Consider the following 12985-nt stretch of genomic DNA (forward strand, 5'->3'; position numbering starts at 1 on the left):
CACGTCCCCACGTCCCCACGTCCCCATCCGTCAGGAGTCGCTCCACCATGCCCGGAACCACCCCAACCACGACCGGCGGCACCGCTGCCGACCTCATCAACACGGACGTCGTCATCGTCGGCGGCGGCCTCGGCGGTGTCGCCGCCGCGATCGCCGTGTGCCGCGCCGGCCGCCGCGCCGTCCTCACCGAGGAGACGGACTGGCTCGGCGGACAGCTGACCAGCCAGGCCGTGCCGCCGGACGAGCACCCGTGGGTCGAGCAGTTCGGCGTCACCCGGAGCTACCGGGCACTGCGGGACGGCATCCGCGACCACTACCGCCGCGTCTACCCGCTCCGCGCCGAGGCGGCCGCGCTCCCCGACCTGAACCCCGGCGCCGGCCGCGTGAGCAAGCTCTGCCACGAGCCGCGCGTCGCCCGCGCGGTGATCGAGGAGATGCTCCAGCCGTACCGCACCGCCGGACTCCTGACGGTCCTGCTCGACCACCGTCCGGTCGCCGCGACGACGGACGGGGACCGCGTCACGGGCGTCACGGTCGAGCGTGCGGACGGCCGCCGGACCGAGCTGCGCGGCACGTTCGTGCTCGACGCCACCGAGACGGGCGAGGTCCTGCCGCTCGCCGGGGTCGAGCACGTCGTCGGCGCCGAGTCGCGCGACGAGCACGGCGAGCCGCACGCACCGGAGGTCGCGGACCCGGCGAACCAGCAGGGCATCACGTTCTGCTTCGCCGTGTCGCACCACGATGGCGAGGACCACACGATCGCGCGCCCCGAGATGTACGACTTCTGGCGCGCGTACCAGCCGGACTTCTGGCCGGCGCCGCTCATCGGGTTCCTCGCACCCGATCCCCGCACACTCGAGGCGCACCCGCGGACCTTCGAGCCGAACCCGGACACCGACCCCCTCGCCGTCAGCGCCGACCAGAGCGCCGACGCGGGCGACAAGGAACTCTGGGGATTCCGGCGGATCGTCGCACGGAAGCTCTTCACCGAGGGGGCGTTCGAGTCGGACATCTGCCTCGTGAACTGGCCACTCAACGACTACTGGCTCAAGCCGGTGATCGGGACCTCCGGCGACGCCGATGCCGACGCCGAGACCACGAGGCAGGCGCTGCACGAAGCACGACAGCTCTCGCTCTCGGTCCTGTACTGGCTGCAGACCGAAGCACCCCGGCCGGACGGCGGCGCGGGCTTCCCCGGGCTCCGACTGCGCGGCGACGTCACCGGCAGCGAGGACGGCCTGGCCAAGGCCGCCTACATCCGTGAGTCCCGGCGGATCCGCGCGGTGACGACCATCGTCGAGCAGGACGTCTCCGCCGAGGTCGTCGGGGTGACCGGCCGGACGCACTACCGCGACTCGGTCGGCGTCGGCAGCTACCGCCTGGACCTGCACCCGTCGACCGGTGGCGACAACTACGTCGACATCGCGAGCGTCCCGTTCGAGATCCCCCTCGGCGCCCTCGTCCCCCAGCGCGTCACGAACCTGCTGCCGGCGGGCAAGGACATCGGCACCACCCACATCACCAACGGCTGCTACCGACTGCACCCCGTCGAGTGGAACGTCGGCGAGGTCGCCGGCGCACTCGCCGCGCACTGCATCGCAACCGGCTCCACCCCACAGGCCGTCCAGGCCGACGACTCCCGGTTCGCCGCCTTCGCCGCAGATCTCGACCGCGACGGGGTCGAACGGCGCTGGCCCGCGGTCCAGGGCTACTGACACTCCCTCCTCACCCGAAAGGTCACAACGACGTGAAACCCAACGCACTGCGCATCGGCATCGACGTCGGTGGCACGTTCACCGACGCGGTCGCCATCGACGCCGCCACCCTGCAGCTCATCGGCCAGGCCAAGGTCCCGACCAGCCACGACCATCCCGACGGCGTCGCCCACGGCATCGTCGAGGCGCTGCACCAGCTCCTCGAACGGATCGGCCGCTCCGCCGAGGACGTCGTGTTCCTGGCGCACGGCACCACCCAGGCGACGAATGCCCTGCTCGAGGGCGACGTCGACCCGGTCGGCCTCATCGGCGTCGGGACCGGGCCGGCCGGGTTCTTCGCGAAGCGGCTCCGGCGGCTCGCGAAGATCGAGATCGCGGACGGCAAGAAGCTCCCCGTCGCGTACGAGCACGTGCCCCGCGCCGACGACGACCGGCACGTCGACGGGGTCCTCGACCGCTTCGAGCAGGCGGGCATCCGCTCGGTCGTCGTCACCGAGCCGTTCTCCGTCGACGACCCCGTCGGTGAGGAACGCATCACCGAACGGGCGCGCGACCGCGGGTTCCTCGTGACCGCGACCCACGACATCAGCTCGCTCTACGGGCTCAGCAAGCGGACGCGGACCGCCGTGCTCAACGCAGTCATCCTGCCGCGGATGTTCGCGACGGCGGACCTGGTGCAGTCGAGCATCGACGCGGCCGGGATCACCGCACCGCTGATGGTGATGCGGTGCGACGGCGGCGTGATGTCGCTCGACGAGATGCGCCGCCGCCCGCTGCTCACCGTGCTGTCCGGCCCGGCGGCCGGCGTCGCCGGGGCACTCATGCAGGAGAAGCTCTCCGACGGCGTCTTCCTCGAGACCGGGGGGACCTCCACCGACATCTCGGTCATCCGCCGCGGCAAGGTCGCGGTGCAGTACACCGAGTTCGGTGGCAGCTCGACCTACCTGTCGGCGCTCGACGTCCGCACCGTCGGCGTCGGCGGCGGTTCCATGGTCCGCATCCGGACGGGAGGCTCGGCGCAGGTCACGCACGTCGGCCCGCGCAGCGCGCACATCGCGGGACTCCCCTACGCGTGCTTCGCGACGCTCGCCGACCTGGACGGCGCCACGCTGTCCACGGTCGCGCCGGTCGACGGGGACCCGGCTGACCACGTCGTCGTCGACGCCGCCGGTGGCCGCTTCGCGATCACGATGACGTGCGCGGCCAACGCCATCGGCCTGGTGCCGGAGTCCGACTACGCGCACGCCGACCCGGCGGTCGCACGTGCCGCGCTCGCGCCGCTCGCGAACGCACTCGGAACGGACGTCGACGGTGCCGCACGTGCGGTGCTCGACGCCGGGGTCGCCCCGGTCCGCGCCGTCGTCGAGCGCATGGTCGAGGACTACCGGATCCCCGAGGAGACCGTGCAGCTCGTCGGCGGTGGCGGTGGTGCGGCCTCGGTCACGCCGCACACCGGTGAGCGCTCGGGCAACGCCTGGCGGATCGCGGACCACAGCGAGGTGATCAGCCCGATCGGCGTCGCGCTCGCGCTCATCCGCGAGCAGGTCGAGCGGGTGATCCCCGGCGCGACCGACGAGCAGATCCTCGCCGTCCGCCGCGAGGCCGAGCAGGCGGTGATCAAGCAGGGTGCCGCTCCGGCGGAGGTGTCGGTCGACGTCACCGTCGACCCGCAGTCGAACACCGTCCGCGCCGTCGCGACGGGAGCCACCGAGCTCCGCACGCAGGACCGCACGGCCCGGCTCACCGAGGACGACCTCCGCGCAGTCGCCGCCGGCAGCCTCGGCGTCGACGCACGGGCTCTGACGGTCCTCGCATCGACCGACAGCCACGTCGTGTTCGGCGCACCCGAGGAGCGCCGGTTCCTCCGGAAGCCGAAGCACCCCGTGCGGGTGCTCGACCGCGACGGAGTGATCCGCTTCGCGTCGAGCGACGCCCGGGTGGACCAGACCACGGCGGGTGCCGGTGCCGAGGCCATCCCCCGGCTCATCAGCGAGCACACCTCCTACGGTGACGGCGGGTCCCGCGCGCCGGCGCTCCAGCTGCTCGTCGGGCCGCGCATCGCCGACCTCTCCGGGGTGCTCGACGAGTCGCAGCTCGTGTCGCTCGCGCGGACCGAGGTCGAGTCGCGGGACCGGGCAGAGTCGCTCGTCGCCGTGCTCGAGGTCCGGTCGTGACCGTCGTGGTCGCCGCCGCGGCGCTGCGCGCGCTCGCGGAGGTGCCCGACGCCGAGCTCGGGGCGCGCCTGCTCCGTGGCGTGCCGACGAACGAGGCCCGCAGCGACGAGGAACTGCTGCGGCACGCTGCCAGGGCGACGGCGTTCGGCACCGAGCTGGCCGGTTCGACGCCGTGCGGTTCGACGGCCGGTTCACTGGCCGGCTCGACGCCGGCGATCGTGGAGCACGAGGGCGGGCTCGACGCGGCACTGCTCGCCCAGTACGACGCCCGTCACCACCGGATCGACCTGTTCACCGACTCGATCGCGTTCTGCGAGCAGCTCGTCGACGACCTCGGGTGGCGACACCTGTTCCCCGTCGGCTCGGTGCGTGCTGCCGCCGTCGAGCACGAGCGGGCGCACCACCTCGTCACGGCCGACCGCTCCCGTGGCCTCCGTGCGGCGCTCGACCACGAGGTGTTCCGCCTCGGCCGGTTCCGTCGGCTGGCGTACATCGCCGGCGCGGACGAGGTGGCCGCGCACGCGTTCGCCGCCAGGAGCCTCGGCCTCACCCGGTCCCCGCTCCTCCTCACCCGAGCGGCGACGGCCGCGATCCGGACGCGCAACGATGCGCGAGCCGCTTCGAACCCGAAGGAGAACTGACCAATGGGCATCGCAATCATCGTCATCATGGCGATCGGGGTCGCCCTGATCCTCACCGGCAAACTCCCCACGGCGTTCGCCCTCGTGCTGCTCGCGGTGGCGATCGCCCTCGCCGGCGGCGCCTCGTTCGTCGGCGCGGAGAACAGCGTCCTGACCACGGTGGTCCAGAACGGCGCGATCACCCTGGCGTCCACGATGGTGGCCATCCTGCTCGGCTCCTGGCTCGGCTCGCTGATGCGGGACACCGCGATCGCCTCGACCCTGGTCCGCAAGACCGTGGAGTTCGGCGGCGACCGCCCCGTCGTGATCGCGCTCGGTGTGCTGGTGATTTCGGCCCTGTGCGGCGCCGTCACCGGCTCGGCCCCCGCAGCACTGCTCGCCGGCGTCATCGGCATCCCCGCCATGATCGCCGTCGGTGTCCCGAAGGTCACCGCTGCCGGGACGATCCTGATGGGCATCGGTGCCGGGGTGCCGTTCGAGCTGCCGGTCTGGCAGTTCTTCTCGACCGCGCTGCACCTCCCCATCCCGCAGGTGCGCTCGTTCATGATCCTGCTGTTCCCGTTCGCCGCCGCGGCCGCGGTCGCCTACGTCATCGTCGAGACCCGGCGGCGGGGCACCGTGCACGCCTGGTCCCTCGCGGCCCCGGCGGACGGCTCCCGCGTCACCACGAGCCGGCGTCGTCGCCTCGGCGATGCGCCGTGGTTCGCGCTGCTGACCCCGCTCGTCCCGATCGTCCTGGCCCTCGTGCTGCAGGTGCCGATCATCCCGTCGCTCCTGGCCGGCGTGCTGTTCGCCGTCGTGACGACGACCCGGCCCGGCCTCTGGGGAACCACGATGCTGCGCTCGCTCTACGACGGGTTCAAGGTCGCCGCCCCGCCGATCACGCTGTTCATCGCGATCGGCATGCTCCTCGCCGCCGTCGGGCTGCCGGGATCGGTCGCCGCGCTCCGACCGATCGTCGAGGCCGTCGCCCCGACGAACATCTGGCTCTACGTCATCGTGTTCTCGGTCCTCGTCCCACTGTGCCTGTACCGCGGGCCGCTCAACATCTTCGGACTCGGGGCGGGGATCGCCGGTGCGATGACCGCGATCGGCTTCTACTCGCCGATGGCCGTCCTCGGGCTGATGACCTCGTACAACCAGGTGTTCGGCGTCGCCGACCCCACGAGCACCCAGACCGTGTGGGCGTCCCAGTACGCGGGGGTCTCGCCGCAGGCCGTGATGGTCCGGGTGCTGCCGTACGTCTGGGTCGTGGCGATCGCGGGCATCGTCCTGTCGGCGGTCAAGTACCTCTGACGACGGGCACTCGAAGGGCCCCGGCCCCGCGCACTCGCTGTGCCGACGACGTGCCCGCGGGCGGCCGATCCGGTCAGGGTGACGGATCGGCCGCTCGTCGCCGGCGCACGACGACGAACGCGGTCGCACCGGCCGCCGCCGCGCTCGCCGCCGCTCCGATCCCGATACCGAGCGCGGTGCCGGCTCCCCCCGGTCCGTGATCTTTCGAGACGGCAGCCGGACTCACCGTCGACGTGGGGGCCACGACGGCGGGCACGGGTGTCGCGGACGGCGTCGGGGTGGGATCGGCGCAGCTGACCGGGATCGATGCGGACACCGGATCGAGCGCGGTGCCCGCGGGGTAGGTGCCGAACGCCGTCGCCCCCTCCTGCGTGAGGGTGGCGGCAGCCGCGTCGAGCACGACGGTCCCCGCGGCCGGGTCGACGGGGTGTGCGGTGAGGTCGAGCGTCGCGAACGGCACGTCGAGTTCGTCGATCGCAGCACCGTCCTGGGTGGTACCGCGGACGTCGAGGTGCAGCATCGCCGAGGTCGGTCCGGTGACCTCGATCGTGGGGTCGGCGATCATCGTGTCGAGGATCCCGCCGTGCCCCGTGAAGCGCACGGACCCCGTCCACCCGACGGTGCCCGCACCGGAGACGTCGGTGGTGCCCGAGCCGCCGGACCACCCGAACGACGGCGTCGTGTAGGTGGCGCCGTCGGCCGTCGTCCAGCTCCCCTTCGCGATGGATCCGCTGATGTACGACCGGAACGACTCCTTGAAGCCCCAGGTCAGGGTGGCTTCGGCGACCGTGCAGCCTGGAGTCGTCGTCGCTGCGGACGCCGAGGACACCCCGAGGGCCGGGACGGCCGCGGCGAGCGCCACGACCGTCCCGGCCAGCCCGAGCGTCAGGGCATCACGCACCGGCGACCGCCGCCGTGTCGCGGAGGTGACGGCGCCGACGCGCGACCAGCATCGCGATGCCGAGGGCGAGGAGCACAGCGGCGACGCCGGCCGGACCGGAGACGTCGGTGCCGGTGAACGCCAACTTCGGGTCGGTGGTGCCGTCGCAGGCCGTCGCACCGCCGGTCGGCAGGCTGAACGACACGGGGTCGAGCGCGGTGCCGGCGGAGTAGAAGCCGGAGAACGCAGTCGCTCCGGTGGCGGTCAGCGTGGCGGGGACCCCCTGCCAGCTCGTGCCGCTCCGCGTGCCGCCGTCGAGGTCGAGCGTCGCGATCGCGGCCTGCGCCAGACGCACGTCCGCTCCGCCGTCGAGCGCCGTGCTCGTGACGTCCGCGACGAGGGTCGCGGTGCCCGGGCCGGAGAGCCGCACCGTCGGGTTGCTGAGGGTGACGTCCATCAGGCCGTTGTGCCCGGTGAACTCGACACCGCCCGTCCAGCCCACGCGCCCGGTGGTCGCCGCGGTGTTGAGCGCACCGGTGCCGCCGGACCAGGTCCAGCCGCCGCCGGTCGCGCTGACCCCGTGCAGGGCGATGGCCCCCTTGGCGATCGAGCCGGTCGTGTAGTTCCGGAAGCTCTCCTTGAAGCCCCAGGTGAGGGAGGCACCAGACACCGTGTTCGCGGTGCACGTCGCGCCGGCCGCGACGTTCGAGCCCGCTGCACCCGTGCCGGCCTCGGTGTCGCCGGCAGCGGGGACCTCGACGACCGGCGTGGTCGGGTCGGTCGTGCCGGGGTCGGCAACGGCCGCGTCGTACCCGAAGGAGACGGGGTCGATCGCCTGACCGCGGTACTGCACCCAGCCGTCGGGTCCGAGCGTGTCGGAGAAGTTCCCGGCGACGTCCGTCCAGGTGTTCTGTGCCGCGGCCACCCGGAGCAGCTGCGCGGACGTCCTGGTGGTCGTGCCCGTCCCGAGGTCCGCGACGGTGACCCGCGCCGTGTCGCCGAGCCCGGCGGTGTCCGAGGTGGAGACCGCGGCGGTCAGTGTGGAGGCACCGGAGGCGTCGGTCACGATCCACGGGTCACGCAGGGCGATGTCGAAGCCGTGCGCCGCGCTGACGAAGTCGACAGCCCCGGAGTAGCGGATCGTCCCGATTCCCGTGGCCGGGTCGAAGTCGCCGCCCTCGGCCTGCGGGAACACGAAGCGGTCACCGGAGATCGTCGCGCCATCGGACACAGTGGTGGTGCCGTGCGCGATGGTGGCGAGGTAGGAGCGCCACGAGCTCTTGAACCCCCAGGCGAGGTTGCCGGAGAGCGACGCGTCGCCGTCGCCGGCACCAGGGAGGCCAGGGTCGGTGCCGGGCTGCTCGGGGTCGGTGCCGGGCTGCTCGGGGTCGGTACCGGGCTCGGAGGACGCGCCGGTCCAGCTGACCTCGACGGGCGACGGCGCCTTCTCCGCGTTCTTCGTCGCGGTCGCGGTGCCGTGGTAGAAGGCACGGACGGCGCTCGGGACGCGCATCACGAACGCGTTGGACCAGGCGTCGGTACGGGTCGTGTCCCACGTGCCCGCTGCGGTCGTGCCGTCGAAGGCGAGCGGAGCCGACAGCGTGCCGTCCGCGGTGAGGTCGGGCAGCGATGCACCGGCGACCCGCGCGACGACCGTCCGGACCGGGGCGTCGTCGTTGTCGGTCGACGTGCCGCTCCGGACGCCGGCGCTCCACGCACCGGTCCCGTCGGCGGCGATCGACAGGGTCGGGTCGACGAGCTCGACCCACTGCCCCGCGGTGGGGAAGTACGCGGTGTAGGCGGCGACACGGATCGCGCCGGTGAACGCGACCGTGGCGCACGAGGTGTCGACCGACGCCACACCGTTCGAGAGCACGAAGTCCTGACCGTCCACCGCGACGTCGTCGCCGGTCGCGGTCTTGGTCCACTCGCTGCTGTACGCCGACCAGTCCCACGTGGCGGAGACGCCGTCGACCGTCGTGGCGCCGGAGCCCGTCGTGCAGGTGGTCGGCTCGGAGACGTCGACGACGCCGTAGCTCGCCGCGGCTCCGCCACGGCCGGACAGGACGCCCGAGGACGCGGCGTACGTGGTGTCGCCCGCGTACGCGGCGGAGAGCGAGTGTCCACCGGCGCCGAGCGCGCCGGTCCAGGCGGCCGTGCCGTCGGTGCCCAGCAGGACGGTGCCCAGGGTGGTGGGCGAGGCGCTGCCGGCCGGGGTGTCGGTGAAGGTGACGGATCCCGTCGGGGAAGCCGTGCCTCCCGTCACGGTCGCGGTCACGGTGGTCGGCGTGCCGGCGGTGACCGGCGCTGCCGGCCCCGCGGTCACGGTGGTGGTGCTGGTCTCGGCGCCCGGAGTCGGCGTGCTGCCGCCGTCGCCGGGCGTGTCGTCGCCGTCGCCCGGCTCCTCCGTCACGAGTTCGCGGTCGACGGTGATGGTCACGGGGTCGAGGGCGCTGCCCACCGGGCGCTGCTCCGGCGCGGTGTCGCTCGCGGATGCGAACCGTGCGAAGACCTGCGCGCCCTGGTCGGTGATCGCCGCCGGGGCCGCCGTCCAGGTCACGGTGTCGTCCGTCGAGGACCGCTGTGCCGCGCCGAGGTCGATGGTGGCGAACGTCCGCTCCGCCTTCGCCGTGGTCGGCAACGCGGGGTCGAGGTCGTGCGACGATCCCGCGGTGACGGCGGAGAGCGTCGCGGTGTCGCCGTCGATGCTGACCGTCGGGGACTCGATGTACACGTAGTTGCCCGCGCTCACGCCGACCTGCTGTGCGCCGGTCATGTACCCGATGCGCACCGCACCGGAGAACCGCAGGGTGCCCGTCCCGGTCGCGTCGTCGTAGCCGCTGCCGTCACCGGCGGCCAGCGGCCAGCTGGCCGTCGCCCCGTCGAACGCCGCCGGAGCGGTGGCGTTCCGGTAGTTCGCGAAGATCGTGCTGTACGAGGTGTCGATGCCCCAGCTGAGCGATCCTGCCGTCGCGGGCGACTCCGCTGCCGTCGCGGGCGCTGCGCCGGTCAGCGCAGCACCTCCTGCGACGAGCGCTGCGAGTGCCATGGCGACGACGGACCGCGTTCGGGTGCGCGTCGTGATCACGGGGTCGTTGCTCCTGGTTCGTCCGCCGGCACTGCCGGCTGCTTGCCGCCGGCGGTGCAGCCGGGGCGGCCCGGCAGAGCCGGACCTGTCGGAGCTGACAGTATTAGGTTCACCTAACCAAGGCAAGCCTTACCTTAGTCCGGCGGGGCGGACGCCAGGATTCGAGAGCGGGGAACCGCGTCACGGGGCGTACACCGCACGGGCCAGCGCGTCGAGCACCGCCGGCGTGCGCGGACCGAAGCTCAGGATCTGCCCGTCGGCCATGTCGACGAACCGTCGGTGCTCCCCGGCCGGGGTGAGCCCGACCGCGGGCTTCGCCTCGAGCAGCCCGTCCACACCCCCGACGGACTCCAGCCCGCCGGTCATCACGAGGTACACGTCCGCGTCTGCGGCGACGAGGGCCTCGTCCGTCATCGGGCGGGCACCGTCCCAGCCGATCTCCGCCGCGACGTCGACGCCGCCGAGGGCCGTCGCGAGCGCGTCCGCGCCGGTGCCCTCGCCGAGCAGGTAGTAGACGCCGCTCGTCCCGCGCAGGTACAGGAAGGCGATCCGGAGCGGCCGGCTCGATGCCCGATCGGCGAGTGCCGCGACGTCGCGCCCCGTCGCGGCGATCCGCTCCGCCAGCTCCGTGGCCAGTGACGCACCCGCCGCGGGCACCCCGAGGGCGGCAGCGGTCTGTCGTGCGAGCTCCGCGGCACCGTCGGGGCTCGGCTCGTTCTCGACGTAGACCACGGTGACGCCGGACTGCCGGAGCTGCTCGACGACGTCGGTCGGGCCGATGGTGCCGTCCGTCAGCACGACGTCCGGTTCGAGCGACAGCACGGCCTCGGCGTTGATCGAGTGCCCGTCCTGCGTGACGACGGGGAGCTTCCGGACACTCGAGAAGGTGCTCGACACGTCACGCCCGACCAGGTGGTCGCCGAGGCCGAGCCCCACGACCGTGGCGGCGAGCGACCCGGACACGTCGAGCGCGAGCACTCGGTCGGTGTGCGTCACGGTCTGCTCCGAGTCGCCGCCGAGGTCGTGCGACGTCACCGTCGCCGGCAGCTGCGCGCCCCCGGGTTCGACGAGTGGTTCGACGTCGTCGCGCTCGAGCCGTGCGGTGCTCGGCCCGATCAGGTCGACCGCGTCGGTCTTCGGTCGGAGCGCGGAGATCGGCTGCTCGGCCGCGGCGGAGCCCGAGGCCACCGAAGTGGCCTCCCCACCACCAGAGCACCCGACCAGGGCGGCGACGAGGACGATTGGGAGTGCGACGACGAACGGACTTCTCCTCATGTGAGGTAAGGCTAGCCTTAGTTGGCGCTACACTGCGAACCGATGCTGCAGCGAACCGCCTCCGTCCCACGCACACGCGTCCGACCCGGTCGGATCACGCTCGCGACCCTCGTGCTCGTCGCCCTGCTCGTCGTCTCTGCCGTGCTGGCAGCAGCCGTCGGGCAGTACCCGATCCCCGCCGGCGAGGTCGTGCCGGGGATCCTGCGCACCCTGCACCTCGCACCGGCTGACCCCGCGCACCTGCTCGCCGATCGCGTCCTCACCGGCGTCCGTCTCCCCCGGGTGGCGCTCGCCGTCCTGGTCGGCGCCGCACTCGCCGCCGCGGGCACGCTCATGCAGGCGGTGTTCGCGAACCCCCTCGCCGACCCCTCCGTCGTCGGCGTGTCCTCCGGCGCCGCGCTCGGCGCCTCGTTCGGTGTCGTCTCCGGCGTCGCGACCGTCGGTACCTGGACCACCCCGGCGCTGGCGTTCTGCACCGGTCTCGCCACGACGCTCGCGGTGTACCTGCTCTCCCGCTCCGGCGGCCGGACCGAGGTCGTCACGCTCGTCCTGACCGGCATCGCGGTGAACGCGTTCGCGGGAGCGGGGATCGCGCTCATGACCTTCCTCGCCGACCAGCAGGCCCGCGAGCAGATCGTCTTCTGGCAGCTCGGCAGCGTCAACGGCGCGCTCTGGTCCGAGGTGCTCGTCGCCCTGCCCGTGATCGCGATCGGTCTCGCCGGGTCCGTCACGCTCACCCGCTCGCTCGACCTCCTCGCACTCGGCGAGCGCCCGGCGCGGCACCTCGGCGTCGACGTCGAGCGGCTGCGGGTCGTCGCCATCGTGCTCGTCGCCCTGCTCGTCGGCATCGGCGTGGCGTTCACGGGCATCGTCGCCTTCGTCGGGCTGGTCGTGCCGCACCTCATGCGGATGCTGATCGGTCCGGCGCACGGTCCCCTGCTGCTGACGAGCACCCTCGGCGGCGGCGCACTCGTGCTCGTGGCCGACACCGTCGCGCGCTCGCTCGTCCCGAACGCGGACCTGCCGCTCGGCCTGCTCACCTCGCTCGTCGGCGGGCCGTTCTTCTTCTGGCTGCTCAGGCGGACCCGCCGCCGGTCCGGGGGCTGGGCATGACCCCGGCCGGATCGACGATCGAAGTCGACGCGGTCACCGTCCAGCTCGGCGGACGAACCGTCCTCGGCGGGGTGTCGCTGCGGGTCGAGCCCGGTGAGCTCGTCGCGGTGATCGGACCGAACGGCGCGGGCAAGTCGACGCTGCTCGCGGCACTGTCCGGGGACGTCCCCCTGCAGGCCGGATCCGTCCGGCTCGGCGGCCTGGACGTCGCGTCGAGCCGCCCTCGCGACCTCGCCAGGCTCCGTGCCGTGATGCCCCAGGACCACACGATCGCGTTCCCCTTCCCGGCGGCGGACGTCGTCAGGATGGCCAGGGCACCGTGGGCGCGCACCCCGCACGAGGACGAGGACGACGACGCCGTCACCGCAGCACTCGCCGCAGCGGGGGTGACGCACTTCGCCGACCGCCCGATGCCGTCCCTGTCCGGCGGCGAACGGGCGCGGGTCACGTTCGCGCGGGCACTCGCGCAGCGCACCGGCACGCTCCTGCTCGACGAGCCGACGGCATCACTCGACATCGGACACCAGGAGGACGTGCTCACCGAGTCACGGCGCCTCGCCGACGACGGATGGACCGTCGTCGTCGTGCTGCACGACCTGACGCTCGCGGCCGCCTACGCGGACCGGATCGCACTGCTCGCCGACGGGCAAATCGTCGCCGTCGGCGAGCCCGACGAGGTCCTGACCGCGGACCGGGTCTCAGCGGTCTACGCACACCCGGTCGTCGTCGTCGCCGACCCGCTGACCGGAGCGGTCCTCGTCGTCCCGGACCGCCGTGGGCGCGTGCGCCGCTGACGGGAGGCC

General features: G+C 73.1%; 9 protein-coding genes. 6 read left to right on the plus strand and 3 right to left on the minus strand.

Going from position 1 to position 12985, the window contains the following annotated elements; translation table 11 throughout:
• Positions 1-47: 47 nt before the first annotated feature.
• From EDF27_RS08990 to EDF27_RS09005, 4 genes are read left to right on the plus strand one after another with little or no spacing between them, the layout of a single operon-like run.
• Positions 48-1715, plus strand: coding sequence for an FAD-dependent oxidoreductase (locus EDF27_RS08990; protein ID WP_132048308.1), 1668 nt, complete (start codon positions 48-50; stop codon positions 1713-1715).
• A gap of 32 nt (positions 1716-1747) precedes the next feature.
• Positions 1748-3889 (plus strand): hydantoinase/oxoprolinase family protein, encoded by a 2142-nt coding sequence (locus EDF27_RS08995; RefSeq protein ID WP_132048310.1) that lies wholly within the window; start codon positions 1748-1750, stop codon positions 3887-3889.
• Positions 3886-4530: a hypothetical protein gene (locus EDF27_RS09000; RefSeq protein WP_132048312.1), complete on the plus strand. Its 645-nt coding sequence runs from the start codon at positions 3886-3888 to the stop codon at positions 4528-4530. The genes EDF27_RS08995 and EDF27_RS09000 overlap by 4 nt, the downstream gene beginning before the upstream one ends.
• A gap of 3 nt (positions 4531-4533) precedes the next feature.
• Complete coding sequence (locus EDF27_RS09005; RefSeq protein WP_132048314.1) at positions 4534-5826, plus strand: transporter; 1293 nt, start codon at positions 4534-4536, stop codon at positions 5824-5826.
• A gap of 73 nt (positions 5827-5899) precedes the next feature.
• Here the strand turns inward: EDF27_RS09005 and EDF27_RS09010 are convergent, their stop codons facing one another.
• The 3 genes from EDF27_RS09010 to EDF27_RS09020 all read right to left on the minus strand — a co-directional run bounded on the left by EDF27_RS09010 (position 5900) and on the right by EDF27_RS09020 (position 11069).
• On the minus strand, positions 5900-6727 hold the full coding sequence (locus tag EDF27_RS09010) for an HtaA domain-containing protein (protein WP_165931415.1): 828 nt from the start codon (positions 6725-6727) through the stop codon (positions 5900-5902).
• Positions 6720-9794 carry an HtaA domain-containing protein gene (locus tag EDF27_RS20250; protein WP_132048318.1) on the minus strand — a complete coding sequence of 1025 codons (3075 nt, stop codon included), beginning with the start codon at positions 9792-9794 and terminating at the stop codon, positions 6720-6722. The genes EDF27_RS09010 and EDF27_RS20250 overlap by 8 nt, the downstream gene beginning before the upstream one ends.
• A gap of 180 nt (positions 9795-9974) precedes the next feature.
• Complete coding sequence (locus EDF27_RS09020; RefSeq protein WP_132048320.1) at positions 9975-11069, minus strand: ABC transporter substrate-binding protein; 1095 nt, start codon at positions 11067-11069, stop codon at positions 9975-9977.
• Positions 11070-11111: 42 nt separating this feature from the next.
• On the opposite strand from EDF27_RS09020, the gene EDF27_RS09025 reads away from it, so the two are divergent.
• Both EDF27_RS09025 and EDF27_RS09030 read left to right on the plus strand, forming a co-directional pair.
• Positions 11112-12182, plus strand: a complete 1071-nt coding sequence (locus tag EDF27_RS09025) for an iron ABC transporter permease (RefSeq protein WP_132048322.1) — start codon at positions 11112-11114, stop codon at positions 12180-12182.
• A complete protein-coding gene (locus tag EDF27_RS09030) occupies positions 12179-12976 on the plus strand; it encodes a heme ABC transporter ATP-binding protein (RefSeq protein ID WP_132048324.1) in 798 nt (265 codons plus the stop codon). Before EDF27_RS09025 ends, EDF27_RS09030 begins: the two co-directional genes overlap by 4 nt.
• Positions 12977-12985 lie beyond the last annotated feature (9 nt).

The organism is Curtobacterium sp. PhB136 (assembly GCF_004346855.1).
In the GTDB taxonomy this organism is placed as follows: domain Bacteria; phylum Actinomycetota; class Actinomycetes; order Actinomycetales; family Microbacteriaceae; genus Curtobacterium.

Excerpts from the sequence above, each read along its gene's own strand:
- EDF27_RS08990 (WP_132048308.1), top strand. The coding sequence starts at position 48 with ATGCCCGGAACCACCCCAACCACGACCGGCGGCACCGCTGCCGACCTC.
- EDF27_RS09005 (WP_132048314.1), top strand. The coding sequence starts at position 4,534 with ATGGGCATCGCAATCATCGTCATCATGGCGATCGGGGTCGCCCTGATC.
- EDF27_RS09020 (WP_132048320.1), bottom strand. The coding sequence starts at position 11,069 with ATGAGGAGAAGTCCGTTCGTCGTCGCACTCCCAATCGTCCTCGTCGCC.
- EDF27_RS09025 (WP_132048322.1), top strand. The coding sequence starts at position 11,112 with ATGCTGCAGCGAACCGCCTCCGTCCCACGCACACGCGTCCGACCCGGT.
- EDF27_RS09030 (WP_132048324.1), top strand. The coding sequence starts at position 12,179 with ATGACCCCGGCCGGATCGACGATCGAAGTCGACGCGGTCACCGTCCAG.